The following is a 25,333-nucleotide window of genomic DNA, read 5'->3' as shown; positions in this document are numbered from 1 at the left end:
TCAGAGAAGAAGCGCAGTCATGGTGGCGGCGCGCGCAACCGGTCCAGCGAGTGAAATCATCCGTGAGTAAACGCATCCTCAGCCTTCTTCTGTTACTGGGCTTTTGCCTGTCTGCCTGGGGTGCAACCACGTTAAATTTCTCGCCGCGCTATGGTCTGGTAGCACCGGAAGTCACGCTGTCGCCGCAGAGCCAGCAGTGGCTGAAACAGCACGCAGTGCTGCGCGTCGGCGTGTGGAACAATCCGCTGCCGCCCTATTCCGTGTCGTTTGAAGCCAATACCTACGAAGGACTCTCGGCCGATTATCTGGCCATTGTGGCGAAGGCGTTAAATCTGCCGGTGAAAATCAAGGTGTATAAAACCCGGCTGGAGCTGGTGGATGCGCTCAACGACGGTGAGGTCGATCTGATTCCTTACTACACGCTGGCCGCCAATCAGGATACGCAGCTGGCGCTAAGCCTGCCGTATTCACTGGCGCGCAGCGTATTAATCAGCAAACGTAACGCGACCTTCGACAGTGAACTGAAAAATAGCCGCTATCGTCTGCTCTATTACGGTGATGCGGAACTCAAAGCACTGCTGCACAAGCGCTATCCGCGCGCCACGCTGGCGCCGGCCGCGCCGCCGCTGTGGGCCTACACCGACACCGCGTTCAGCGAAAACACCCTGTTCTGGAGCAACAGCGCCACTCAGCGCTTTCTTTCGCATCGCGGCCTGCAGAACGTGATTGAAGCGCACAGCACGCCGTACACCAACGATGTCGACGCGCGCTTTGCCAGCAACCACGCCAATCTGCCGCTGATCAACGCCATTAATGAAATCCTGAAAAACATTCCGCTGCGCAACGCGGTACAGATTGCCGAAGCCTGGAGCCTGGATTATCAGTCGGTGGTGAAAAATTATCCCCTCGATCTGAGCGAACAAGAGGCGGCGTGGCTGGCAGAGCACCGGGAAATCACCGTCAACTACGATCCCTCGCACACGCCGTTTACCTTCGTTGATAACCGGCAGCGCGTGGTCGGCCTGAGCGTGGACCTGCTGAAAATGATTTCACAGCGCACCGGCATTCGCTTCCGCTATAACCCGATTCAGGGGTTGAGCAACATGCGCGATACGCTCAACCGCCAGCGCGATGCGATTATCGCCGTCAGCGATGCCACTGCGCAGCAGGACGACAAAATCCGCTACAGCCGTTCGTACATTTACTCGTCGTGGGTGGTCGTCACGCGCAAAGACAGTACCTGGAAAAGCTTTGATGAGATGGCGGGCAAGCGCATCGGCATCTATGAGCGCGCCTATTATCGCTACGATTTACGCGAACGCTGGCCGGGCATCAACTTTGTCGAAAACGGCGTGTCGATCGATTCACTCGGTCAGTTGCTGGATAAGCAGCTGGATGGCTTTATCGTGCCGTACGAGTCGTCGCTGTTCCTGCTCAACAACCATTTCAGTGACAGCTTCAAAGTGGCCTTTGTCGCGCCGCTGCCGATGTTCCGTATGGCGATGGCGGTCAATGGCCAGGATCAGGTGCTGCTGTCGATCCTCAACAAAGCGCTGTCCGATATTCCGCAGCCGACCATGCAGTCGCTGATGGAGCGCTGGATCAAATACACGCCCCCCGCCACCAGCACTTCGTGGCAAAGCTATCGCAGCTACATACTGCGCATCGTCGCTGTGGCCGGGCTGGGTCTGCTGTTTTTCCTGTGGCGCAACCATCTGCTGAAAGCCTCGCTGGCAAAACAACGCGAGCACGAGCGTGAAATCAGCGAGCAGCTGGCGCATATCGAAGCGCTGATGGCCGACCTGCGTAAAGCCAACGAAGTTGCGGTGCGCGCCAGCGAAGCGAAAAGCACCTTCCTGTCGCACATGAGTCATGAAATCCGCACGCCGCTGGCGGCGCTGATTGGCCTGCTGGAAATCGAGCATCTCGGCCAGAGTAATGAACAGCAGCGGCAGAAGAACATTGATGTTGCCTGGGAGTCGTCGCGATCGCTGCTGTCGCTGGTGGGCGATATTCTCGACCTGGCCAAAATCGAATCCGGGCATTTCAGCGTGCAGCTGCAGCCGATGTCGCTCAGTGAAGTGGTGCGGGATTGCGAAGCGCTGTTCCGCCAGGTGGCGCTGAATAAAGGCCTTGAGCTGAATATCGTGCTGGAGCTGGAGCAGGACCAGGTGCTGTTTGACCCGGTGGCGCTGAAGCAAATTCTCTCCAATCTGGTGAGCAACGCCATCAAGTTTACCTCGCACGGCGAAGTGGAAGTGGCGCTGTATCAGGCAGAGAGCACGCGGCCGGAGTATGTGCTGGAGGTGAGCGACAGCGGGGTTGGCCTGACGGCAGAGCAGCAGCAGGCGATCTTCGAACCGTTTATCCAGGTCGATCAGGGCAGCAACCGCGCCAGCGGCACCGGGTTAGGCCTGAATATCTGCCGCCGGCTGGCGGTGATGCTCGGCACCGAGCTGCACGTCGAGAGTGAACCGGGTGACGGCAGCGTATTTATGCTGCGCTTCCGCGCGGAAGCGGCGAGCATTGAACATGAGCAGCCCGCCCTGCCACAGCCGGTGGAGCCAGCAAAACAGGCTGCACTGCGCATTCTGATTGTCGATGACAACGCCACCAACCGTCTGCTGCTGGCCCAGCAGCTGCGCTACGCCGGGCACCATGTGCTGGTGGCGGACGGCGGTGCAGCGGCACTGGCGCTGTGGCGCGAAAATCAGCCGGACCGCGTGATTACCGACTGCAACATGCCGGAGATGGACGGCTTCGAATTCACCCGCCAGCTGCGCGCTGAAGAGAAGCGCCTGGTGCGACGCGCGGTACCGGTTTACGGCCTGACGGCGATGGCGGAGGAGCGTGTGGCGCAGCTGGCGCAGGACGCCGGCATGAACGGTTGTCTGTTTAAACCGCTGGAGCGCGCGCAGCTGCTGCAGGTGATCACCGGCGCACCGATGAACCCGACGCGTGACGATACCCTGCTGACGCTGGAAAATCTGGCGGCAAACAACCCGCAGGCGTGGCGCGACCTGGTGACCACCGCGCGCCAGCAGAACAGCTACGATCTCGCCCAGCTGACGCAGGCGGTGGCTGCGAACAATTTTGCTTCGGCGCGTCACGCCGCGCATCAGCTACTCGGCAGTGCCCGGATGCTGCGCGCCGACGCGCTGCAACATCGCTGCCGCGCCGCCGAACAGGCGGCGGAGCATGAAGATGGTGCGCTATTACAACAGCTGCTGCCGGAGGTCGCCGGGGCGGTGGCCGAGCTGGATGCGCTGTTCCTGCGTGCCCTGGAAACGCCCATTCCTGAAGAGGTGATGTAATGAAAGAGAGCGCAATCTGGCAGATTGCCGTGCTGGACGATCATCCGCTGATCGGTAAAGCCATGCAGTACCGTTTAGCGCAGGAGCCGCAGCTCGATCTGGCCGGGGCCTTTGCCCAGCGCCAGCAGCTGATGACCTTCCTGCAGCGCCAGCCGATCGATATCCTGGTGCTGGATTACATGCTGGGTGAAGACCAGCTCGATGGGCTGCAAATGGTAAAACAGCTGCGCCTGCACTACCCGCAGCTGAAGATTCTGGTGTCGTCCGCGGTGGAGAAGCCGGCAATTGTTCAGCTATTGCTGAAAGCCGGCGTGCAGGGATTTGTCGGCAAAAGCCACGATCAGGAGGTGCTAATCGACGCCATTCATCAGATCTGTCGCGGCAAGCGTTTCCTGACGCCGGACATGATGCTGGAGCTGGATAAATTCCAGGAGAGCGACCGTGAAATGCACGACTACCTGACGCCGCGCCAGGCGGGCGACGACATTACCCTGATGCTGCGCGAGCTGAGTCCGCGCGAGATCGAGGTGATTCGCTGCTATCTGGATGGGTTGAGCATTACGCAGATCGCCGGTAAATACGCGCGCAGCCGCAAAACCATCAGCGGTCAGAAGCAAACCGCGCTGCGCAAACTGGGGCTGCGTTCGGACCTGGAACTGTTCAAGTACAAGCAATACTTCAACCAGCTGGTGACGGCGCAGTGATAAGCCGCAGCGCGGATAAACCCAGTTCTGTGACGCGGATCAAGACTTAGTCGCTGCGTAATGCTGCCTCTGTGAATTCTAGTATGGTAGTTTAACGCTTATCATACAGACACGATGACGGTGGATGACATAATGCAGCTGACAATGCGGTGGTTTGGGCCGAAGGAAGACAAGGTTTCGCTGGAATATATTCGCCAGGTGCCGGGCGTACGCGGCGTGGTGGGCGCGCTTTACGATGTGCCGGTGGGCGAAACCTGGCCGCAGGAGAAGATCCAGGCGCTGGTCGATCAGGTGCACGCAGCCGGACTGACGGTCGAAGTGATTGAGAGCGTTAATATTCACGACGACATCAAGATCGGCCTGCCGAGCCGCGATCGCTACATCGCTAATTATCAGCAAAGCATCCGCAACCTGGCGGCCGCCGGGGTAAAAGTGATCTGCTACAACTTCATGCCGGTGTTTGACTGGATGAAGACGGATATGAATTATGTGCTGCCGGATGGCTCCATCACCATGGCCTTCGAGAAGCAGGGCATTGATAAAAGCCTCGACGAAGTGGTGAAAGAGGTGCTGGGCAGTGCTAACGGCTTCGCGCTGCCGGGCTGGGAGCCGGAACGGCTGGCAAAAGTTCAGGAGCTGTTTGCCAAATATCAGGACGTAGATGACGCGAAGCTGCGCGAAAACCTCGCCTATTTCCTCAAAGCGGTGATCCCGGTGTGCGAAGAGGTGGGCGTGAAGATGGCGATCCACCCGGACGATCCGCCGTATTCGATCTTCGGTCTGCCGCGCGTGGTGAAGAACCGCGACGATCTCGACTGGATCTGTAACGTCGTCGATTCTGAAGCCAACGGCATCACGCTGTGCACCGGATCGATTGCCGAGGATCCGCAGAACGATGTCTATGCCATTCTGGCCGAATTCTCGCGCCGCAAGCGCATCCCGTTTGCCCACGTGCGCAACATCAAGATCATCCGCGATAAAGATTTCTACGAGTGCGCGCATCCGACGGAATATGGCTCGCTGGATATGTATAAAGTGCTGCAGTCGATGTATGACAACGGCTTTGACGGCTATATCCGTTCGGATCACGGCCGCTTTATCTGGGGTGAAACCGGACGCCCAGGCTACGGTTTGTACGACCGCGCGCTGGGCACCACTTATCTGCTGGGCCTGTGGGAAGCGCTGAGTAAACGTTAATGGGCTACGATCTGGCGCTCACCCTTGCGGCTTTTTCAGTAACGGTACCAGCAGCGCCGCAACGAAAAAGCCTGTCATGATCAGCCAGAAAGCGTCGGAAAAGGCCTGGGTGCGCGCTTCACGCAGCGTCAGCGCCGCCAGCGACTGCAGCGCGGCCGTATGCGCGGCATCCGGGCTCAGGCCGCTGGTCATCAGCGCCTGAGCGCGCCCCTGCAGAAAATCACCCAGCGTCAGGCTGGCGCTGTTGAGATGATCCGCCAGCCGGCTAAAGTGCAGGTTGGTGCGGTCGTTGAGCACCGTACCGCACAGGGCAATGCCAATCGCGCCGCCAAGGTTGCGCATCAGATTAAACAGGCCAGACGCGAGCTTCAGGCGTGCCGGTGGCAAGCTGCCCAGCGTCAGCGTTACCGTCGGTGCCACGGCAAACTGCTGCGCCATACCGCGAAATGCCTGCGGAAACAGCAGCTCCTTCGCCCCCCAGTCATGGGTAATCGGCACGAAGAAATGCATCGACAGCGCACAACAGATCAGCCCCGCCGCCAGCAAAATACGCAGATCGACGCGGTTCGCCAGCCAGGCATACAGCGGGATCGACAGAATCTGAAACACCCCGGTGGAGAAGATCGCCAGTCCAGTCTCCAGTGCGCTGAAGCCGCGCACCTGGCTGAGAAACAGTGGCGTAAGGTAAATGGTGGCAAAGATCCCCACGCCCGCCATAAACGAGAAGTAGCAGCCGAGGCTAAAGTCGCGGTCCCTGAGCGCGCGTAAATCGACGATCGGTTTGGCATGCCGCAGCGTGCGGATCACAAACAACACGCCCGCCGCCAGCGCAATCCAGCCGGTGGTGGCAATGGTGTCATCATCAAACCAGCCCCAGCGCGGCCCCTCTTCCAGCGTATATTCCAGACAGCCGAGCGACAGCGCCAGCAGCACGATGCTGAGATAATCCGCGCCGCGCAGCAGTTCGCGGTTGGGCGCGTCGATGTTCACCAGCAGCGGAACCGCAATGGTGATGTAAATACCGGGAATGATGTTGATGAAAAACAGCCAGTGCCAGCTGAAGTTATCGGTGATCCAGCCGCCAACGGTCGGGCCGAGCGTCGGCGCCAGCGATGCCAGCGCGCCGACGGTCGCGGCGGCAATCACCCGCTGCCGGCCCTGGAAAAAGGCGAAGGCGGTAGTGAACACCAGCGGGATCATTGAGCCGCCCGCCAGCCCCTGCAGCGCACGGAACGCGATCATGCTCTGAATGTTCCACGCCCAGCCGCACAGCAGGCTCATCAGCGTAAAGCCGCAGGCCGAAGCGGCGAACAGCCAGCGCGTAGAAAGCACGCTGGCCAGCCAGCCGGAGAGCGGGATAATAATGATTTCGGCGATCAGGTAGCTGGTCTGCACCCACACGGTTTCATCATCGCCCGCCGACAGGCCACCGCCAATGTCGCGCAGCGAAGCTGAGACAATCTGGATATCCAGCAGCGCGATAAACATGCCGATGCACAGGGTGGCAAAGGCGAAGACTTTCCGGCTGACCGGCATCTGCGCGGGCGCGATCGGCGCGGCGACCACGCGGCTCATTGCGCGCTGCGCTCATCGACGGTCACGGTCACCGACAGTCCCGGACGCAACAGCCCGAGTGTGGCCGCATCGCCGTCCAGCGAAATGCGCACCGGCACGCGCTGGACAATTTTGGTGAAGTTACCGGTGGCGTTTTCCGCCGGCAGAATGCTGAAGCGCGAACCGGTCGCAGGCGACAGGCTGGCGACATGCCCGCTGAAGGTGCGGCCCGGCAGCACGTCCGCGACAATTGTTGCCGTCTGGCCTGGCCGCATGTGTGCCAGCTGGCTCTCTTTAAAGTTGGCGTCAATCCACAGCCCCTGCGCCGGCACCAGCGACAGCAGCTGCGTGCCGCTGCTGACATACGAACCGGCCCAGGCGCGGCGATTGCCAATTACGCCATCAAACGGCGCGCGGATAGCGGTGTATTCCAGATTGAGCTGTGCCAGTGCCTGGTCGGCCTGTGCCTGCGCCAGCGCGGCGTGCGTCTGCTGCTCGCGTGCATCCAGCACCTGCAGCTGACGTTCGGCGACCGCGCGATCGGCACGGATTTTGCCCTCCTGCGCCAGCGCCTGATGGTAATCGGCCTGCGCATGATCGCGAATCTGCTGCGACACCGCAGCGCTGCTCACCAGCGCGTCATAGCGGCGCTGGTCGGCGGTGGTTTTCTGCGTCACCGCCTGCGCCGCCAGCAGCGCAGCACGCGCGCCGTCGATGGTGGCCAGCTGGAGCTGGCGCGTGGCGGCGATATCCTGCAGCGCCGCCTGCTGCGCGGCGACTTCGCCCGCCGCACGGTCAACCGCCGCCCGATAGTCGCGGTTATCCAGCTGCACCAGCAGGTCGCCCTTTTTAACCGCCGCATTATCCTGCACCGCAAGCGTCTGGACATAGCCGGACACTTTGGCCGAAATCGCACTGATATCCGCGCCGACGTAAGCATCATCGGTCGAAGGCATAAAGCGCGCGCTGTGCCACCAGTAATAGCCATAGCCGGCCAGCGCCACGCCGCCGCAGGCCAGCATCAGCAGCAGTGCCGTTTTTTTCCGCGTCAGGCTCATGGTTCGTTCCCGGCCACCGTCTGCGGGGCGAATTTTTGCGCCGTATCGCCTGCGCGCTTTCTCGCCAGATACTGCTGGCGGTAGTGCATCATCGGGCTGGCCGCCGGGCCAGGCACCATCTGGTATTTGTCACTGGAGAGCGGCTGGCCGGTGGCGCTGTCGACCATTTGCGGCGTCACCGGGCGCTGAGTGGCGCTTTCAACCAGCTGCATCTGCCGCCCTTCCGGTGAGAAGTGGGTGCTACCCCACTCGGCCAGCGCCAGTATTACCGTGCGAAAATCGCGGCCCGCCGCAGTGAGCTGGTACTCGTAGCGTGCCGGAGCGTCGCTGTAACACACCTTTTCCAGCAATCCATCCTCCACCAGCTCTTTCAGCCGGCGCGACAGAATATTGGGCGCCACGCCGCTGCTTTTCTGAAATTCATCAAAGCGGGTAAAGCCGGCCAGCGCATCGCGCATGATCAGCATGCTCCAGCCATCACCGACGCGTCCAAGGCTGCGTGCGATAGGGCACGGCATATTACACAGAGGTTGGTTTTTCATGGGCCAGTTCCCGATGTGAAGTCGATGCGGGATACTGTGGCAGGGTAACTTTCATTTTGCAAGTCACTTGCAGAATGAAAGTAATAAACAGATCGTCAGCGCGTTTCGGCGCAGCCTCACAGCCTGTCGATCAATTCCTGCCGGTGGTCATGCAGCAGACGCAGCATTTCACGCAACAGCGGATCTTCGTTGCCCTTCTGCCACACAATACTCAGCGGCAAGCCTTTGATCTGCTCAGGTAACGTCAGCGCGATATAGCGCACGCTGTCGCTGTTCATGGTGCGATAAGAGGCTGGCACCACCGCCAGACCGAGGCCGGCGGATACCAGGCTGAGAATGGTTTGCTTCTCTTCGGCATATTGCGCGATATGCGGCGTTAGGCCGGCCTGCTTAAACAGGCTGATGGTGAGATCGTGGCTGTGCGGCCGGGTGCGGCGGTCCGGAATGATCATGGCTTCATGCTGAAAATCCGCCACCGTCACCTGCGCTTTATCCGCCAGCGGATGCGTCAGCGGCACTGCCAGCACGCAACTTTCGCGGGTAATAAAACGCAGCGCCAGTGACGCATCCATGCGCTGCGGCGCGCGGATAATAATCATATCCAGCCAGCCGGATTTTAATTTAGGAATCAGGTTAAGGGTTTTATCTTCGATAATATGGATATCGCTCAGCGGATGACGCGGCACAAATAAATTCAGCAGTGCAGGAACTAAACCGCGCGCGGCGCTGTCGATAGCGCCAATGCGTAATGTCCGGCGTTCATCTTTTAATCCGCCTTTAAAACGCAGCGCCAGCGCATCAAACTGATCGATCAGTTTTCCCGCTTCGTCAAAAAACAGGGCTCCCTCGGCGGTTAATGAAACATTGCGCGTTGAGCGGTTTAACAGGCGCACGCCGAGATCCTCTTCCAGCAGACGAATAAAGCGGGAAAGTGATGCAGGCATCATTTCCATACTTTGTGCCGCCCGGCCGAAATGCAGTTCTTTACCCACCGCGACAAAACAACGCAATTGATTTATATCCACATTTCCCTCACCGCACGATTATTCAAATAGTTTATATAATCCACGCCTGATGATCGCGCAATACAAACCTGCATACTGCATTCGACAACCAGAAAATAATACTACCCTACACAATCTGGAGCACTTTAATATGAACTCTCACCTCGAAAAAAGGGTGATGCGTAAAGTGACGTTGCGCATTGTGCCCTTCATCATGCTGCTCTATTTCATCGCGTTTCTCGATCGCGTTAATATTGGTTTTGCCGCGTTAACCATGAATCAGGATTTAGGTTTCTCGCCCACGGTATTTGGTTTTGGCGCCGGGATCTTTTTCCTCGGCTATTTTCTGTTTGAAGTCCCGTCGAATTTAATTTTGCACAAAGTGGGCGCACGCATCTGGATCGCCCGCGTGATGATCAGCTGGGGATTGGTCTCCGGCTGCATGGCGCTGGTGCAGGGCACCACCAGCTTTTACCTCCTGCGCTTTCTGCTCGGCGTGGCGGAAGCCGGTTTCTTCCCCGGCATCATTCTCTACCTCAGCTACTGGTTCCCGGCGGCGAAGCGCGCGAAGGTTACCGCCATCTTCATGGCTGCCGCCCCGCTCTCTACCGCGCTCGGCTCGCCGGTCTCTGCCGCGCTGCTGGAGATGCACGGTCTGCTGGGCTACGCCGGCTGGCAGTGGATGTTCGTGTTAGAAGCGATTCCGGCGTTGCTGCTGGGCATCGTGGTGCTGTTTTTCCTCACCGACCGTCCGGCGCAGGCTAAATGGCTGAACGCAGAAGAGCGGCGCTGGCTGCAGGAGACCATGCAGGCCGAAGAGCAGGCCCGGTCGACGCAGCACGGCCACAGCAGCGCCTGGCGCGGGCTGGCGGACAAGCGCGTACTGGCCCTGGCGCTGGTGTACTTCGGCACGTCGGCCGGGCTGTACACGCTGGGGATCTGGTCACCGCAAATCATCCGCAGCTTCGGCGCCTCCTCGCTGGAAATCGGCTTCCTCAACGCTTTCCCGGCGGTGATCGGCGTGATTGGCATGATCCTGTGGGCACGTCACTCCGATCGTCGCGGCGAGCGCAGCTGGCACGTCATTGGCGCCTGTTTACTGGCTGCCGCCGGGCTGGTTTATGCCGGTAACGTCAGCACGCTGCTGGCGGTGATTATTGCGCTGACGCTGGTCACGGTCGGCATCAGCGCCTCCAAACCGCCGCTGTGGAGCATGCCGACGCTGTTTCTCAGCGGGCCGGCCGCAGCCGCCGGCATCGCCACCATTAATTCCATCGGCAACCTCGGCGGTTTTGTCGGCCCGATGATGATTGGCGTGATCCGCCAGCAAACCGGCAGCTACACCTGGGGACTCTATTTCGTCGCCGCGCTGCTGGCGTTGTCCGCGCTCATCGTGCTGATTCTCGCCGCGCAGACGCCAAAACCGCAAAGCGCCGATCTGCCTCATCCTCATACCCATTAATTGACTGGAGAACACGATGCGTAACTACAAAATTGCCGCGATTCCGGCAGACGGTATTGGCCCGGAAGTGATTTCGGCTGGCGTTGAGGTGCTGCAGGCGCTGACGCAGCACGATGAACAGCTAAAGTTTGACGTGCAGACCTTTGACTGGGGCTCGGATTACTACAAACAGCACGGCGTGATGATGCCGGAAGATGGCCTGCAGACGCTGAAGCAGTTTGATGCCATCTACTTTGGCGCGGTGGGCGCGCCGGACGTGCCGGATCACATCACGCTGTGGGGGCTGCGCCTGCCGATTTGTCAGGGCTTCGATCAGTACGCCAACGTGCGGCCTACCAAAATTCTGCCGGGCGTGACCTCGCCGCTGCGCAACCGTGGACCGGGCGATCTTGACTGGGTAATCGTGCGCGAGAACTCGGAAGGGGAATACTCCGGCAACGGCGGCCGTGCGCACCGCGGCCTGCCAGAAGAGGTGGGCACTGAAGTGGCGATTTTCACCCGCGTCGGCGTGACGCGCATCATGCGCTACGCCTTTAAACTGGCGCAGTCGCGGCCGCGCAAACTGCTGACGGTGGTGACCAAATCCAATGCCCAGCGGCACGGCATGGTGATGTGGGATGAAATTGCGGCGGAAGTGGCGCAAGAGTTTCCGGATGTGCAGTGGGACAAGATGCTGGTGGATGCCATGACGCACCGCATGACGCTCCACCCGCAATCGCTGGACACCATTGTCGCCACCAACCTGCATGCGGATATTCTTTCCGACCTCGCCGGCGCGCTGGCCGGCAGTCTCGGCGTCGCGCCGACTGCCAATATCGATCCGGAGCGGCGTTTTCCGTCGATGTTCGAACCGATTCACGGCTCGGCGTTTGATATCACCGGCAAAGGCATCGCTAACCCGATCGCCACCTTCTGGACGGCGGTGCAGATGCTGGAGCATCTGGGCGAACGCAACGCGGCCGCGCTGATAATGCAGGGCATTGAGCACGTGTGTGCGGCGGGCATTCTGACGCCGGACATCGGCGGCAGCGCCACCACAGCTGACGTGACGCGCGCGCTGGTGCAGTTTATTGAAGCCAAATCTCAGGTGGCGGCAACCGCCTGAGTCGAAAGCCGGGGTGTTACAGCGCCGCCGCCAGCCGGTCCAGCGCCAGCAGGATGCCATAGCGCCGCGCCGGTGCTGCATCCGGCAGCGGCAGCCAGTAGTTGGCCTGGCTGGCGAGATCCAGCGCCGCCGGGCACAGCGCCATCACTGGGGTCTGCTGGATGTGAGCGTGATGCACCGCGCTGAGCACGCTGCTGTTGATGGTGTCCGGCGCGAGGATCAGCAGCAGATCGTCCGGCTGCAAACGGCTGAGCGTCAGACGCAGCAGGTTGTCGTCCTGGATCCACGCCAGCGCCAGCCCGGCTTCACTCAACCGCTGCTGCACTTCCGCCACCAGCGGCGTGTGCTGGCCGGCGGCACCGATCAGCAACACGCTGCGTGCCTGACGCAGCGCCTGCGCCGCCTGCTGCCAGCGGCTGTCATCCAGCAGCTGCCACTGCTGGGTCAGCGCCTGATGCAGACTCACCAGCTGCGGCACCGCACCGTGGCTGGCGCTGGCTGGCTCGGCGCTGGCGCGTGCCAGCCGCATACGCAGATCGCGAATATCGTCGCAGCCGACCGAACGGGCAAAGCGGGTAATGGTCGCCGCACTGACTTCCGCCCGGCTGGCCAGTTGTTCAATGGTGGCCGAGGCCGCAAACGCGGCGTCACGCAGGATGGCGCGCGCCACCCGCTGCTCCTGCTGGCTGAGCGAAGCCTGCCGCTGACGAATCACCGTCATAAACGCACTTTCCTGCTGGCCGGCCTGGCGCACCTGGTGCAGAAAATCATCCAGATCGCGGTAGCCCGCCGAGGCAGCAAAGCGCTGGAGTACAGCCGGGCTGACACCCGCCTGCGTCGCCAGACTCTCCATAGTGGCCTGCGCGCTGGCGTGCAGGTTATCCAGAATAAATCGCGCCAGCTTTGATTCCTGCGCATCAAAACGCGCCGACTGCTGCTGCAGTTGCCAGACAATATCCATTAGCTCATCACATCCTCAGTAACGAACTCTCATGATGCATGAAAATATTTTTCATGGTGAGATTTTTTTCAGCTGAGCGCACTGAATTTTCCTGGAATTAAAGCACTCGCAACAGAAAATCATCGTGCCGATCACACCAATGAAAATTATTTTCATGGCAGTTTAATGATTAATCTATTGATAAATAATACTTTAAATAACTTTCATCACAAAATCATCTGGCCGCAGGGTATTTACAGTGCGACTGCGACAGGTCTTAAATGCCGGAGTCAATTCACAGGAGGATAAATTATGCGCATTGTTCTTTGCTGTGCCGCCGGCATGTCTACCAGCATGCTGGTGAATAAAATGCAGCACGCCGCACAAGCGCGCGGGCTGGCGATCAACATTCAGGCCGTCCCGGTGGCCGATTTCGAACGTATCCTGCCGGACGCAGACGTGGTGCTGCTCGGCCCGCAGGTGCAGTTTGAAGCTGCCCGTCTCACCGCCATCGCCGCCCCGCAGGGCAAGGCGGTCGCCGTGATCGACATGATGGATTACGGCATGATGCGCGGCGAACAGGTGCTGGATAAAGCGCTGGCACTGCACGCTTCCTGATTTTCCGTTTCCCCTAATCCGACTGACAACACACGGCGCTGCGCTGTGGGAGATTCTGCATGCCTGAAGATGACGTAATGGTGGTTCCGGAAGAGGAGATCATGCTGCTGCTGGTGCAGGCCGGGGCCGCGCGCAGCGCCGCACTGAGCGCGCTGCAGCTGGCGCGTGCCGGGCAGTTTGATGCGGCACAGCAGCAGCTGGCGATCGCGCGGGAAAACGTGAGCAGCGCGCACCAGCAGCAGACGGCACTAATTAGCCTGGACGAAGGCAGCGGCCGGCTGCCGGTTACCCTGATTCTGGTTCATGCCCAGGATCACCTGATGAACGCCATGCTGATTCAGGATTTAGCGGGCGAAATCATTGAACTCTATCGCCGTACCACGGCAGGAGAAAACGATGCTTAAGATAGCAATCATTGGCGGCGGCAGCAGCTATTCGCCGGAGCTGGTGGAGGGAATCATCAACCGTTATGCGCAGCTGCCGGTAACCGAACTGGCGCTGGTGGATGTGGCGGCAGGACGCGAAAAGGTACAGATCATCGCCGATCTCACGCGCCGTATGCTGCAAAAGAACGGGCTGGAGCAGGTTAAGGTCAGCGTGCATTTCGCGCTGGATGAGGCGATTCGCGGTGCGCGCTTTGTGCTGACACAGCTGCGCGTCGGCCAGCTGGCAGCACGCGCCGCCGATGAACGGCTGGGCCTGAAGTATGGTCGTCTCGGCCAGGAAACCACCGGCGTCGGCGGCTTCGCCAAAGCGCTGCGCACCATTCCGGTGATGCTGGAGATTGCGCGCAAAGTGGAACAGCTGGCACCCGATGCCTTCATCATCAATTTCACCAATCCAGCGGGCATCGTCACCGAAGCCGTGGCGCGCTACAGCAACGCGAAGATCATCGGCCTGTGTAACGTGCCGGTGAATATGCACCATATGATCGCCGGCATGTTACAGGCGCCGTTTGACGAGGTGGCGCTGCGCTTTGCCGGGCTGAATCATCTGGTGTGGGTGCATCAGGTGCTGTGCCGCGGCGAGGACGTGACCGCCGGGGTGATCGAACAGCTGTGCGAAGGCCAGGCGCTGACCATGAATAACATCAAAGAGATGCCGTGGTCGCCGGCGTTTCTGCGCGCGCTGCAGGCGATTCCCTGCCCTTATCACCGCTACTACTGGCAAACACCGCAGATGCTGGCCGAAGAGCAGGAGAAAGCGCAGCACGGCCAGGCCGGAACGCGCGCCGAACAGGTGATGAAAGTGGAAGCCGAGCTGTTCGCGCTGTATGCCGATCCGCAGCTGGCGCACAAGCCGGAGCAGCTGAGTTTTCGCGGCGGCGCATATTACTCCGAAGTGGCCGTTGAGCTCATCAGCGCCATCCATAACAATAGCGGGCAAAATCTGGTGGTGAACTGCCAGAACCGTGGGGCGATTCACGGTCTGCCGGACGACGCAGTGGTGGAAGTGAACTGTGTGGTCGATGCGCAGGGCGCGCACCCGCTGGTGTTTGGCGCGCTGCCACCGCTGATGCACGGGCTGACGCAGCAGATCAAAGCCTTCGAGCGATTAACCATCGACGCGGCGGTGCACGGCGATCGCGGTGCCGCGCTGCTGGCGCTGGTCGGCAATCCGCTGGTCGGCGATGTCGCCAGCGCCGAAGCGCTGCTGGACGAAGTGCTGACGCTGAATCAACCGTGGCTGCCGCAGTTTGCGTGATATCCCTGTCGCAAACCGCACCCAGGCCGTCGCGGCGCGCTTCATCGCGCAATAAATTGCGCCGCGACGGCCGGGTGCAGGTATCCGCTGCCGCGCCGAAATGACACGCATTGAACTGTTAATTTGTTGCGCCATTGTGCCCGAGGAGGCCCTATGTCCAACCGTAATATCATCGAACGTTATGTGCTGCCCGCCGCGCTCAAGGTGGCCGGGCAGAAGCATGTGCTGTCCGTGCGGGACGGCATCATTCTCAACATGCCGTTCATGCTGATCGGCAGCTTTTTTCTGATCTTCGCCTACCTGCCGATCCCGGCCTGGGGCCATCTGATGGCCGACCTGTTCGGCGACAGCTGGCGCAATAAACTGCTCTATCCGGTGCGTGCCACCTACGACATCATGGCGCTGATCTCCAGCTTCGGCATCGCCTACCGGCTGGCAGAGAAATACCGCACGCTCGACCCGCTAACCAGCGGCGCGATGGCGCTGGTGGCGTTTGTGATGACCATTCCGCAGCAGACGCTGTTCGCCCCGGTTGAAGGCGCACCCGCGCAGCTGGTCACCGGCGTGCTGCCGATTTCGCTGATCGGCAGTCAGGGCCTGTTCGTGGCGATTGTGATTGCATTGCTCTCCACGGAAATCTACCGCTTTGTGCACAGCCGTAACCTGGTGATTAAGATGCCGGAAGGCGTACCGCCGGCGGTGGCGAAATCGTTCCTCGCGCTGGTTCCCGGCTTCTGCGTGCTGGCCGTGGTGCTGCTGCTGCGCCTGGCCGTTGAAGCCTCACCGTTCCACGACATCAACAACCTGATCGCTACTGTGATTGGTTTGCCGATGCACCACGTCGGCGGCACGCTGCCGGGGATGATTTTCTCGGTGCTGCTGATTGGCATTCTGTGGACGCTCGGCCTGCACGGCGATGCCATCGTGCTGGTGTTCATTCAGCCGGTATGGCTGTCGAACATGAGTGAAAACCTCGAAGCCTTTCAGCATAACCAGCCGATTCCGCACATCTTTACCCAGCAGTTTTACGATTTATGGATTGCGCCCGGCGGCACCGGCGCGCTGCTTGGACTGGTGATCTTTATGCTGATCCGTGCACGCAGCCGTCAGATGAAACAGCTGGGGAAAATCGCTGCGCCGGCGGCGCTGTTCAACATCAGCGAGCCACTGGTGTTCGGTATTCCGCTGGTGATGAACCCCTACCTGTTCCTGCCGTTTATCCTGACGCCGGTGCTGCTGGTGATTGTTTCGTGGGCGGCAATGAGCAGCGGTCTGGTGGCGCCGCCAGCCGGCATCGCCCTGCCCTTCACCACGCCAATTTTCGTCAGCGGCTATCTCGCCACCGGCGGCCATATCTCCGGCACGGTGTTGCAGGTGGTCAACCTGACGATTTCGCTGGTGGTCTACTATCCGTTTTTCCGCGTGTGGGATCGCCTGAAACTGCGCGAAGAGCAGCAGAACGAACAGCAGGCGCAGGCCGCCAGCGGCAGTGCCGTCGTGCCTTCCTGAACCACTCCCTCTGCCGGGTGCGCCTTGCTGCGCACCCGGCCGCATCCTTCCACTTTTTGCAATAATGACTTCGCAGATCTGGCTATTCTGCCAGCAATACGGCTGTGCGAACCTTAGGCCACGGTTCGGGATCACCCCGGCCACAACCTGAGGAACCGCATGATGAAACTGTACAATTTAGCGCTCTCCGGCCACGCTCACCGCGCACTGCTGGCACTGTCACTGTTCGGCATAGCGCATGAAACGGTCGAAGTTGACCTGCCTGGCGGCGAACATAAAACCCCGGCATTTCTCGCCATCAACCCATTCGGTCAGGTGCCGGTGCTGGAAGACGAAGGCGTTTACATCGCGGATTCCAACGCCATTCTGGTGTACCTGGCGAAGAAATTTAACCGCAGTGACTGGCTGCCGGAAGATGCGCTGGGCGCCGCCCAGGTGCAGCGCTGGCTGTCGGTAGCGGCCGGTGAGCTGGCTTACGGTCCGGCGGCGGCGCGCCTGATTACCGTGTTTGGTGCCAAATTTAATGCTGAAGAGGTGCTGGCGCGCGCGCATCTGATTCTTTCACGGCTGGAAAGCCATCTCAGCCAGCGTGAGTGGCTGGTGGGCGACCATCCCACCATTGCTGACATCGCTTTATACAGCTACCTGGCCGGAGCGCCGGAAGGCAACGTCGAGATGTCCGGTTACCCTGCGGTGAATCAGCTGCTGCGCCGGATTGAAGCGCTGCCCGGCTTTGTGCCTTTTCCGCAGACCGCCGCCGGCCTGCGCGCCTGACAGGAGCCAGCATCATGGGCGAGAAACTGATTACGCTGCCGGTATGGCATGACGGTGAAATTGCGCTGCAGCAGCAGGCGGGCGTGGCGGAACGTATGGCCGATGTCGGGCAGCGCGTGATCCGCGATTACATGCCCGATCAGCATCGTGACTTTTACGCGCAGCTGCCGTTTATCGTTGCCGGCAGCGTTGATGCACAGGGTGATGCCTGGGCCACGCTGCTGGAAGGCCAGCCCGGTTTTATCTTCTCGCCCAACGCCACCACACTGGATATCGCGGCCGGTCCTGACGCCAGCGATCCGGCGGCCGCCGGGATGACCGATGGCGCGCCGGTGGGCCTGCTCGGCATTGAGCTGCACACGCGGCGGCGCAACCGCATGAACGGCGTGCTGACGGCAATTGGCGGCGGCCTGCGCGTACAGGTTGACCAGAGCTTCGGCAACTGCCCGCGCTATATTCAGCTGCGCGATTTCCGCTTCGACCATGCGCCCGGCAGGGCTTATCAGGGCGAGGTTGAGACGCTCAGCGCGCTGGATGACGCCGCGCGCGCCGCCATCGGGCAGGCGGACACGTTTTATGTCACCACTTATGCCGACCAGGCGCGCCGTCAGGTGGACGTTTCGCATCGCGGCGGCAAAGCCGGTTTTGTGCGCATCGCTGCCGATGATGTGCTGACCATTCCGGACTTCAACGGCAACCTGTTCTTCTCCACCCTCGGCAATATCGTGCTCAACGGCAAGGCCGGGCTGCTGTTTATTGACTACGCCAGCGGCGATGTATTGCAGATGAGTGGCGATGCCACGGTGATAACCGATTCCGCCGAAATCGCGGCCTTTCAGGGGGCCGAGCGCCTGTGGCGCTTTAGTGCGCGCCGCATCGTGCGCCGGCGCGCTGCCCTCGCCCTGCGCTGGGCCGATCAGCCAGACGGCATATCGCCCGCCTCGCTGATGACCGGCGACTGGCCGTCCGCCAGCGAACGCCTGCAGGCGCAGCAGCTGGCGGCGCAGTGGCGACCCTTCCGCATCACGCGGATCGTCGATGAGAGCGCGCAGATTCGCTCGTTTCATCTTATGCCGGATGATGGCGCTGGCGTGCTGCCGCATCTTGCAGGCCAGCATCTGCCGATCCGCCTGACGCTGCCGGGCAGCACTAAGCCACTGATTCGGCAATATACGTTGTCAGTTGCGCCGTCGGATGGTTATTACCGCATCAGCGTGAAGCGTGAAGGCGTCGTATCACAGTATCTGCACGATGCCCTGCGCGTCGGCGATCGGCTGGAGGTGCGCGCCCCGGCCGGCGACTTCACTATTGATGCACACGAAACGCGGCCAGCGGTGCTGCTGGCGGCGGGCATCGGCATCACGCCGCTGCTGGCGATGCTGCGTCACCTGATTTATGAAGGCCGACGCCAACGCCGGATGCGCCCGGTGTATTTGCTGCAGTCGGCGCGTAGCCTGGCCGAACGCCCGTTTGCGCGTGAGATCGATGCGCTGCTGGCAGCCAGCGAAGGTGCGTTGAAACTGGTGCGGGTGCTCAGCCAGCCGGGCGAAGCCGAAGCGGGCGTGGATTACGACGTTGCCGGACGCATCGATATGGCGCTGCTGTCGCAGGTGCTGCCGTTCAACGATTACGATTTCTATCTGTGCGGTCCGCCGTCATTTACCCAGGCGATGTATGACGGACTGCGCGGCCTGAATATTGCCGACGCGCGTATTCACGCCGAAGCGTTTGGTCCGTCGTCGCTGCAGCGGCAGCAGGAGGATGTGCCAGAGCCCGCCGCGCTGCCGCCGGTGGCGACCGAAGCGGTGCCGGTGGTGTTTACAGAGTCGCTGAAAGAGGCGCGCTGGACGCCGCAGTCCGGCACGCTGCTGGAGCTGGCCGAAGCGCGTGGCCTGAGCCCGGCCTACAGCTGTCGCGCCGGACATTGCGGCAGCTGTAAGACAAAACTGGTGAAAGGTGCGGTGACTTACCCTACCCCGCCAGGCATCACGCTGGCGCAGGATGAGGTGCTGATCTGCTGCGCGGTGCCGGCGCAGGTTGAAGACGGGGACGCGGCGGTGCAGCTGGCGTTGTGAGGTGAGTGCCCGGCAAATAGTTTTGCCTTTCGGCCAGATCACCATTCTGGCCGTAAGATCGTCATTTACCGCTGGCGTTTTTATTTTTCATCCATGTACCGGTCCCTCTTTTGCCCGCGCGGCCGCTTCCAGCACCCGTTCAGGCGCAGAGGCGAGAAGATCTTTCGGTTTTTGATTTCCCAGCCAGCTATTCGGTGAGCCAAACCAGAGCGCCAGTGACCAAGGGGTTTTTGTTTCACCAAACAGCTGAATAATTTTCTTCATCTGCGGCAGCGGTTGCCCGCCCACGTCCAGCGCGTACGCAGGATAAAGATCTTTGCCTTCAGAAGTAATGGCAAAAATTTTATCGGCCCGCTTCCAGCGGTTCGGTAGACCGCTGGGATTTTTGATATCCACGGCAGAGCCGCTGCGACGTGAGACTTCCTGAGCAGGCAACCATTCAGCATCATCAAGAATGGTTTGCTTCAGCTTCTCAAGTCGTGCCGTGTTAGAGCTGCTAGCCGGCTTGTTTCTGCCTGCGCTTTTCATCTTTGCAGCAGAAAGATTTTCGTCCCGTTTTTGACCCGTGAGCTTTTCCAGCCCCGCTACCGCACGAAAGGCAGCCTCCAGCGCGACCTGAAATGCGACCTCATCGATGTAGGCTGGACGCTTAAGGACATAATAGAGCTCTTCCTGCACGCCACTGAAATCCGGAACTGAGATAGTAATGTCGGCATGTCCGTTGCTGCTCGTTGAGTAAGAAACATTGCCAGAAGACACCGCAATCACTTCAAATTCAGTCGATTTATCCGCACTGACCATAGCTGACTCCTGATTCCACACATATTCAATATCTACAATATAGACAAAATACTGGATTCAGGTATCGAATGTTGATAGGGATTTCTGGTAGCGAGGGAGGGGTTGTGAGTGACGCCGCTGTCTATATTATTCCTTATATTACAGTAAATTAAATCTATATCTGATGTATGAAATCGGGTTAAATATTTTCCAAACACTCATTAAACTCCTGAGCAGGTTATGTCGTGCTGAGCCTTATAAACTGATAAAAGTACCTAAGATTTAGTGGGCGACTTGCTACCTGCTGTGGGATTACTTTGCTGGGGGGTACTTTGCACTTACCAGTCAGCGCGGCGAAGCTATCAAGGTTTTATGACGGAATACTTTTATCCGGCAGTGATGAATGTTTCTGTGTGACTAGTTACCCACTCCTGAAGTAAACATCATGACTGTTACCACTACCAACAACGCTGCAAACAACACCACTTCTACCAAAGCTGAATACTTCAATCTCAACATTAAGGGCCTAGGTTATTTGAGCAACATTCGCAGAATTGAAACCCTGAATGATGGCATCCTCAGCGTGGTGATTAATGCGCTGAGCGGCCCTACTGACACGCTTTGATGCCACTGTCGTCGGTAAGGAAGCAACGGACCTGATAAGACGCTGCGATAAGGCCATAGACGATGACCAGAAGGTGCTACCTGGATTTACTCTTAGCAACCTGATATCTGACATCTTGACGCTTAACAAAAGTGATCATTATGGAGAAAAACGAATTAGCTTGAAAGCCAGACTGATTAAGGTTAATTGGATCAAGACTGGTCAGGTGATGGTTTATAATTCTGAAAAACTGAATCGTCTTTACCTAAATCAAATGAATACCAAAAGAATCTCGTGAATAACTCCTTTTTATTTAAGCCCCATCAGGGGCTTTTTTTATGGATGCAGTGAATGCTAGTTTTATATTAATTATAAAAAATATTTAAAGCTAAATATTTTTTAGTCTTTTTAACTTCATACCTCTAGCCCCATCAATAAAATCAATGATTTCAGCAATATCATAATTCCATCCCCTTCTTTTAAAATGCTTCATTGCTCTTTGCGCTAATAATCCCGTTGATGTTTCAGGGAAGTTGCCAATGATTCCATATAAGGCTGCTTCAGGTTCAAACTCTGAACTCATTCTTTCTGCTATTTTTCTTTTCTCAATAGTATGCAATTTATCCAGCTTGCAAATTTCAATAACCTTGGCACCTTTTGGAGATAAACTCCCATCAACTTCATTGGAAAAAAACATACCTTCTGAAATATTAATGTGCTCACTATAATTATGTATGTATGGATGGATCCAAACGTAGTCTTCAGGGCCTAGTGGATAAACATTAAGTTGTGATGTGTCGATGCTTAGAACATTAAAATCTCTTTTGTTATTATTACAACGTTTACATGTAGCAACAAGGTTTACTCTATGATATGAAAACTTTTGAGTGTCAACAGAGTTCTTCCAAACAATATGGTCAATTTCATTCATACCTGTTTCCAAAAGAATTCTTCTTCTACAATATGCACAGCGATAACCTTGAGAAACTAAAAGACTCTTTCTTAATTTAGCCCTAACTTTTGATAATGTTTTTTTATTCCAGCAATCACCATGTTTTAAGTTAAAATACTTGTCTATTTTTCTTGTATCTTCATCATCCCAAATAACAATTGGAAGAGTATTAAAAGTCATTTAGAAACCCCCTTCCTAATAGCTTTTACCAATGACAAAACAATGCTTTTCAAATCATCCTCTTCAGGTAGTGATTCAGCCAGCTCATCTAGTTCGGGAAGTATCTCTGTAAGCTCAAATTTATTATTAACAAACCCACCAGATACGAGACTTAAGGCACGCTCGATCATGTTCACGATCAGAACTGGCCGAGTAGACTCTAAATCAAAGAAACTTTCAAGCGTATCATTGGCACTCCAGCCATGGGGTGGACTATCAATTTTTTTAGCAGATATTTCATTATTTTCTTTTTTTAAAAGAATTATCTCCCCACATCCATCAGGTAAAGAATTAACAAGTAGAGGTGAATGTGTAGCGATAAAAACGTGACATCCTTTTACATGGCTTATTGCTTGAAGTAGGTCATCAATATATGAGCGCTGCCATGAAGGATGTAATGTGCTTTCAGGCTCATCAATCAAGATCATGGTGTTATCAACTACACTTAGACTTAAAGCTGATAATGAAGAAAATAACCCCCACTGACCAGAGCTGAAATGATCAATTCCGTGAATAGATTTCTTGTTATTATTTTTAGTGTTATATGTGGAAAGCTTACTTGATAGCTTTATACTTTTTATTTTTAAATGATCTAATAGAACATCATCATAATTTTCATCATGATTGATATCTCCATTCAGGCTAAAACTTAACTCCCTACTCTCAATAATTTTTTTAAGTATCATGAATGATTTACTTACCCATGCTGGGTTGTTTATTTTCTCCTGAATGTCAGGGGCAGCCCTTAAAACATCCTCAACTCTATTTCTACCATTTCCACTTACAAAGTCAGAACTAATAATTGAGCTCATGAGTTCTGCATTCAACACTCTGACATTGAAGTTGTATGGTACATTTGTTTTAAGCGAAAGCTTCCTTATAAAATCATACTGTGCATCCGTTGCCTTTTTATTTGACAAGGAAAGGGTTATAAGAGCCTCTAAACTTTGCATCCTAGAGACTAAATTACTATTATGCTTGGGGCCAATATATTCATATTCATTAATATCATGAATTGTTTTCTTAGCTCTAAAAGTCGAAAATCTACTTTTAGTAGGAAACCTATCAGTAGGGACTGATGATATAGCAATGACTTTTTTGGGGCGAGAATAGTAAGTAGGTAAACAAGCATTTGATAGGTCTATATCACTAAACAGAACTGCCTCAGGAACATTTTCGCTGATGCTTGATACAGCATCATCTAATAATGCACGGAGAATTCTACTTTTTGAAGTACCATTAACGCCTAATAAAATCGTGATTTTATTTGAATTTGAGTCACTCAAATGAATAGGGTTTGAACATTGACCGAAATACATTGATTCAATTATCGCCACGAGATCTCACCTTATTTTAATTTATCACAAAGATAGCAATTTAGTTAGTTTAATTATCTCATAAACATTTATCTATTTTTTTGGAACGGCAACGTTCAAGATTACCCACTATCCAACATGTTAGGAACGCACTCATTGAAAGCAAAAATTCTAGCTTTATCAGTAATCGGCAGCATAGCAATTTTTTTTAGTGTTAATCTTGCAGGTGAAGAGATAGATAAATCAATCTCTAAAAAAGCACATCTGAGCCAGTTACAAACAACCAGTGAATCAGCTCAGCAATTGGTTGTAAGTGACGAAGAATCTTGATGTTTTAAAAAATTGATGAGTGGCATAAGAGGTAAGTTATCCCCGAACTAGATCCTCTTAGCGCACTAGGCATTGAAGCCCGAAACGACACCGAGCGCCGCCATTACGCCAAACTCTGGGTAAAACAAGAATACGAGCGCACCGAAAAAGAGCTTAAATTCCAGCGTGAAGTGGATGCAGCCTGGAAACACCTGATGCCAACATGCTACCGGTTAACATGGGCAACACCGCAGGCATCGCGCATGACTTAGGTAGTCGCTCAAGTTGTTCGTGGGCGAAGCGGATTGCAAGCGTTGCGACGCCCAACTCTCCGCCGTTCTCGGCGATAAACGCCCCGCTGATATCTATCTTGTCGATGGCGAAGGCAACAAGAAGAAACTCCGCAACTGGGTAAAACAGCATCGAATTCCCCGCTGACAAGTTCGCGAGCGCCGCATCACCCTGAACGACGATGCAGGGTGATGGATGCAATACGGTAACGGCATCATGCCAGTTATTCTGAAACAGGGGCAGAGCGGATGACATATCGCAGCCTTCTAACCGCCGTTTTGTTTCTCAGTGCCGCCAGCTCTGTGGCGTCAAAAAGCATGCAAAACGTGCCGTATTGTTATTAGAAAGTCGCGCTGCAGCATGGCATTCCCACTTAATCATTTTACTCGCTGGCACTGGCTGAACAATCACATCCGCTGCCACACCGCACTCGAACGTGGCCTTGGACAATTAACGTCGCGGGCGTAAAGGCGACAGCTTATACCCAAACTATTTCTGACATTAAGGAGCGCATTGGCTGCAACGCTATAGTCGCGCAGGCCACAGGCAACTTCAACACGCTGATTATACTGAACGTGTGTGAGAATCACACCATCGCGCTGCTCACCAGCCAGTTACCAAAAGTGGATATGTATTCCAAAACTCTGGCTTCTCTTAACACCGATATCACCAAACAGGAACAAGGCACCGATTTCACCTCCAACACTCATGACCGCGAGAGTATAGTGAAAACGCCGATGCTCACTCCGGCTGGCATCATCACTTACCCAAAGGCTAGGCTTACGCACTGCTGGAGAGCGGTGGTAATGCAGTTGCTGCCAGTTTTAGTGCCGGTAGCCGCTGGCTGGCATCGGCGCTGTAGGAATACTTACTGGCGACGGTGTATGTCGCTGTGGTGACGCTGATTCGCGTGACGATTCTGGTGCTATCCATACCGCTGTTTCTGATGGTGGTGCTGGTCGCGGTGGTTGATGGTCTGGGGCTGCGAGATCTGCGGCGTTATGGAGCGGCTTATGAATCCAGCTTTGTTTATCACCACGCTTCGTTAAACCCGCGTTCTATGTGCCCTGCATGGTGTATCTGTCGTGGCCATCAGCTGTGTACCCAAATCTGCTGTTGCTGCCTGCGGCATTAATGCTGGGAATGGCGCTCGCGGTGCTAACGGCTTCATTCAAGAAGTACCTTTAGGCTGCACGACAGCGTGCAAAGCTGGACTTTGTGCGCTGTCATCAGCAGGCAAGCCGCCGTTGCGGCGCGGCAGGAAAACAATTAGATACTAATATTCAATCAGTTAAGGTTATT

Annotated in this window: 20 protein-coding genes and 4 pseudogenes; 16 read left to right on the top strand and 8 right to left on the bottom strand. The window is 56.6% G+C overall.

Annotated elements, in window-relative coordinates; translation table 11 throughout:
- Window positions 1-62: 62 nt before the first annotated feature.
- The 3 genes from C1Y42_RS16925 (at window position 63) to uxuA (ending at window position 5,215) form a co-directional block, all read left to right on the top strand.
- Window positions 63-3,314, top strand: coding sequence for a transporter substrate-binding domain-containing protein (locus C1Y42_RS16925; protein WP_104093987.1), 3,252 nt, complete (start codon window positions 63-65; stop codon window positions 3,312-3,314).
- The gene (locus tag C1Y42_RS16920) at window positions 3,314-4,018 is read left to right on the top strand and encodes a response regulator transcription factor (RefSeq protein WP_104093986.1); all 705 of its coding nucleotides are present in this window, start codon (window positions 3,314-3,316) and stop codon (window positions 4,016-4,018) included. The genes C1Y42_RS16925 and C1Y42_RS16920 overlap by 1 nt, the downstream gene beginning before the upstream one ends.
- Window positions 4,019-4,150: 132 nt before the next feature.
- Complete coding sequence (gene uxuA / locus C1Y42_RS16915) at window positions 4,151-5,215, top strand: mannonate dehydratase (protein WP_031279714.1); 1,065 nt, start codon at window positions 4,151-4,153, stop codon at window positions 5,213-5,215.
- 18 nt (window positions 5,216-5,233) lie between these two features.
- Here uxuA and C1Y42_RS16910 read toward each other — a convergent pair whose 3' ends face one another.
- The 4 genes from C1Y42_RS16910 to C1Y42_RS16895 all read right to left on the bottom strand — a co-directional run bounded on the left by C1Y42_RS16910 (window position 5,234) and on the right by C1Y42_RS16895 (window position 9,394).
- A complete protein-coding gene (locus C1Y42_RS16910) occupies window positions 5,234-6,790 on the bottom strand; it encodes a DHA2 family efflux MFS transporter permease subunit (protein WP_233210732.1) in 1,557 nt (518 codons plus the stop codon).
- On the bottom strand, window positions 6,787-7,827 hold the full coding sequence (locus C1Y42_RS16905; RefSeq protein ID WP_104093985.1) for an HlyD family secretion protein: 1,041 nt from the start codon (window positions 7,825-7,827) through the stop codon (window positions 6,787-6,789). Before C1Y42_RS16905 ends, C1Y42_RS16910 begins: the two co-directional genes overlap by 4 nt.
- A complete protein-coding gene (locus tag C1Y42_RS16900) occupies window positions 7,824-8,369 on the bottom strand; it encodes a helix-turn-helix domain-containing protein (protein WP_058780409.1) in 546 nt (181 codons plus the stop codon). Before C1Y42_RS16900 ends, C1Y42_RS16905 begins: the two co-directional genes overlap by 4 nt.
- Window positions 8,370-8,485: 116 nt before the next feature.
- Window positions 8,486-9,394 (bottom strand): LysR family transcriptional regulator, encoded by a 909-nt coding sequence (locus tag C1Y42_RS16895; protein WP_104093984.1) that lies wholly within the window; start codon window positions 9,392-9,394, stop codon window positions 8,486-8,488.
- 130 nt (window positions 9,395-9,524) lie between these two features.
- Here C1Y42_RS16895 and C1Y42_RS16890 point away from each other — a divergent pair, with 130 nt between their 5' ends.
- Together C1Y42_RS16890 and C1Y42_RS16885 are read left to right on the top strand one after the other, a co-directional pair.
- Window positions 9,525-10,835: an MFS transporter gene (locus C1Y42_RS16890; RefSeq protein ID WP_104093983.1), complete on the top strand. Its 1,311-nt coding sequence runs from the start codon at window positions 9,525-9,527 to the stop codon at window positions 10,833-10,835.
- 16 nt (window positions 10,836-10,851) lie between these two features.
- The gene (locus C1Y42_RS16885) at window positions 10,852-11,940 is read left to right on the top strand and encodes a tartrate dehydrogenase (protein WP_104093982.1); all 1,089 of its coding nucleotides are present in this window, start codon (window positions 10,852-10,854) and stop codon (window positions 11,938-11,940) included.
- Window positions 11,941-11,956: 16 nt separating this feature from the next.
- Here the strand turns inward: C1Y42_RS16885 and C1Y42_RS16880 are convergent, their stop codons facing one another.
- A complete protein-coding gene (locus C1Y42_RS16880) occupies window positions 11,957-12,901 on the bottom strand; it encodes a MurR/RpiR family transcriptional regulator (protein WP_021507626.1) in 945 nt (314 codons plus the stop codon).
- Window positions 12,902-13,189: 288 nt separating this feature from the next.
- On the opposite strand from C1Y42_RS16880, the gene C1Y42_RS16875 reads away from it, so the two are divergent.
- The 6 genes from C1Y42_RS16875 to C1Y42_RS16850 all read left to right on the top strand — a co-directional run bounded on the left by C1Y42_RS16875 (window position 13,190) and on the right by C1Y42_RS16850 (window position 19,560).
- Complete coding sequence (locus C1Y42_RS16875; protein ID WP_058759671.1) at window positions 13,190-13,498, top strand: PTS sugar transporter subunit IIB; 309 nt, start codon at window positions 13,190-13,192, stop codon at window positions 13,496-13,498.
- Window positions 13,499-13,557: 59 nt separating this feature from the next.
- Complete coding sequence (locus C1Y42_RS16870; RefSeq protein WP_233210731.1) at window positions 13,558-13,902, top strand: PTS lactose/cellobiose transporter subunit IIA; 345 nt, start codon at window positions 13,558-13,560, stop codon at window positions 13,900-13,902.
- Window positions 13,895-15,202: a 6-phospho-beta-glucosidase gene (locus tag C1Y42_RS16865; RefSeq protein WP_021507629.1), complete on the top strand. Its 1,308-nt coding sequence runs from the start codon at window positions 13,895-13,897 to the stop codon at window positions 15,200-15,202. Before C1Y42_RS16870 ends, C1Y42_RS16865 begins: the two co-directional genes overlap by 8 nt.
- Window positions 15,203-15,355: 153 nt before the next feature.
- Window positions 15,356-16,711: a PTS cellobiose transporter subunit IIC gene (celB, locus tag C1Y42_RS16860; RefSeq protein ID WP_021507630.1), complete on the top strand. Its 1,356-nt coding sequence runs from the start codon at window positions 15,356-15,358 to the stop codon at window positions 16,709-16,711.
- 159 nt (window positions 16,712-16,870) lie between these two features.
- Complete coding sequence (locus tag C1Y42_RS16855) at window positions 16,871-17,485, top strand: glutathione S-transferase (RefSeq protein WP_346345174.1); 615 nt, start codon at window positions 16,871-16,873, stop codon at window positions 17,483-17,485.
- 14 nt (window positions 17,486-17,499) lie between these two features.
- Window positions 17,500-19,560, top strand: a complete 2,061-nt coding sequence (locus C1Y42_RS16850) for a pyridoxamine 5'-phosphate oxidase family protein (protein ID WP_104093980.1) — start codon at window positions 17,500-17,502, stop codon at window positions 19,558-19,560.
- A gap of 87 nt (window positions 19,561-19,647) precedes the next feature.
- On the opposite strand, the gene C1Y42_RS16845 is transcribed toward C1Y42_RS16850, so the two are convergent.
- Window positions 19,648-20,361 (bottom strand): hypothetical protein, encoded by a 714-nt coding sequence (locus C1Y42_RS16845; protein WP_104093979.1) that lies wholly within the window; start codon window positions 20,359-20,361, stop codon window positions 19,648-19,650.
- A 424-nt stretch (window positions 20,362-20,785) separates the two neighbouring features.
- Here C1Y42_RS16845 and C1Y42_RS16840 point away from each other — a divergent pair.
- Window positions 20,786-21,295, top strand: a pseudogene (locus C1Y42_RS16840) (DUF3577 domain-containing protein).
- A 37-nt stretch (window positions 21,296-21,332) separates the two neighbouring features.
- Here the strand turns inward: C1Y42_RS16840 and C1Y42_RS16835 are convergent.
- Together C1Y42_RS16835 and C1Y42_RS16830 are read right to left on the bottom strand one after the other, a co-directional pair.
- Window positions 21,333-22,076: an HNH endonuclease gene (locus C1Y42_RS16835; protein WP_104093978.1), complete on the bottom strand. Its 744-nt coding sequence runs from the start codon at window positions 22,074-22,076 to the stop codon at window positions 21,333-21,335.
- On the bottom strand, window positions 22,073-23,452 hold the full coding sequence (locus C1Y42_RS16830) for an AAA family ATPase (RefSeq protein WP_104093977.1): 1,380 nt from the start codon (window positions 23,450-23,452) through the stop codon (window positions 22,073-22,075). Before C1Y42_RS16830 ends, C1Y42_RS16835 begins: the two co-directional genes overlap by 4 nt.
- A gap of 135 nt (window positions 23,453-23,587) precedes the next feature.
- On the opposite strand from C1Y42_RS16830, the gene C1Y42_RS23600 reads away from it, so the two are divergent.
- The 4 genes and pseudogenes from C1Y42_RS23600 to C1Y42_RS16815 form a co-directional block, all read left to right on the top strand.
- A complete protein-coding gene (locus C1Y42_RS23600; protein WP_158251408.1) occupies window positions 23,588-23,761 on the top strand; it encodes a hypothetical protein in 174 nt (57 codons plus the stop codon).
- A gap of 15 nt (window positions 23,762-23,776) precedes the next feature.
- A pseudogene (locus C1Y42_RS24070) lies at window positions 23,777-24,283 on the top strand (TIGR03759 family integrating conjugative element protein).
- Between the two features lie 206 nt (window positions 24,284-24,489).
- A pseudogene (locus C1Y42_RS24065) lies at window positions 24,490-24,806 on the top strand (conjugative coupling factor TraD, PFGI-1 class); the annotation flags it as partial.
- Window positions 24,807-24,863: 57 nt separating this feature from the next.
- Window positions 24,864-25,219 (top strand): annotated as a pseudogene (locus C1Y42_RS16815) (TIGR03747 family integrating conjugative element membrane protein); the annotation flags it as partial.
- Window positions 25,220-25,333 lie beyond the last annotated feature (114 nt).

The sequence above is a fragment of the Pantoea sp. ICBG 985 genome (assembly GCF_002928365.1).
GTDB classification, from domain to species: domain Bacteria; phylum Pseudomonadota; class Gammaproteobacteria; order Enterobacterales; family Enterobacteriaceae; genus Pantoea; species Pantoea dispersa.
This window is presented reverse-complemented; position numbering and strand designations above follow the sequence as displayed.

Excerpts from the sequence above, each read along its gene's own strand:
- C1Y42_RS16865 (WP_021507629.1), top strand. The coding sequence starts at position 13,895 with ATGCTTAAGATAGCAATCATTGGCGGCGGCAGCAGCTATTCGCCGGAG.
- C1Y42_RS16905 (WP_104093985.1), bottom strand. The coding sequence starts at position 7,827 with ATGAGCCTGACGCGGAAAAAAACGGCACTGCTGCTGATGCTGGCCTGC.
- C1Y42_RS16880 (WP_021507626.1), bottom strand. The coding sequence starts at position 12,901 with ATGGATATTGTCTGGCAACTGCAGCAGCAGTCGGCGCGTTTTGATGCG.
- C1Y42_RS16920 (WP_104093986.1), top strand. The coding sequence starts at position 3,314 with ATGAAAGAGAGCGCAATCTGGCAGATTGCCGTGCTGGACGATCATCCG.
- C1Y42_RS16900 (WP_058780409.1), bottom strand. The coding sequence starts at position 8,369 with ATGAAAAACCAACCTCTGTGTAATATGCCGTGCCCTATCGCACGCAGC.
- C1Y42_RS16910 (WP_233210732.1), bottom strand. The coding sequence starts at position 6,790 with ATGAGCCGCGTGGTCGCCGCGCCGATCGCGCCCGCGCAGATGCCGGTC.
- C1Y42_RS16835 (WP_104093978.1), bottom strand. The coding sequence starts at position 22,076 with ATGACTTTTAATACTCTTCCAATTGTTATTTGGGATGATGAAGATACA.
- C1Y42_RS16855 (WP_346345174.1), top strand. The coding sequence starts at position 16,871 with ATGATGAAACTGTACAATTTAGCGCTCTCCGGCCACGCTCACCGCGCA.
- C1Y42_RS16890 (WP_104093983.1), top strand. The coding sequence starts at position 9,525 with ATGAACTCTCACCTCGAAAAAAGGGTGATGCGTAAAGTGACGTTGCGC.
- celB (WP_021507630.1), top strand. The coding sequence starts at position 15,356 with ATGTCCAACCGTAATATCATCGAACGTTATGTGCTGCCCGCCGCGCTC.
- uxuA (WP_031279714.1), top strand. The coding sequence starts at position 4,151 with ATGCAGCTGACAATGCGGTGGTTTGGGCCGAAGGAAGACAAGGTTTCG.
- C1Y42_RS16850 (WP_104093980.1), top strand. The coding sequence starts at position 17,500 with ATGGGCGAGAAACTGATTACGCTGCCGGTATGGCATGACGGTGAAATT.
- C1Y42_RS16870 (WP_233210731.1), top strand. The coding sequence starts at position 13,558 with ATGCCTGAAGATGACGTAATGGTGGTTCCGGAAGAGGAGATCATGCTG.
- C1Y42_RS16885 (WP_104093982.1), top strand. The coding sequence starts at position 10,852 with ATGCGTAACTACAAAATTGCCGCGATTCCGGCAGACGGTATTGGCCCG.
- C1Y42_RS16845 (WP_104093979.1), bottom strand. The coding sequence starts at position 20,361 with ATGGTCAGTGCGGATAAATCGACTGAATTTGAAGTGATTGCGGTGTCT.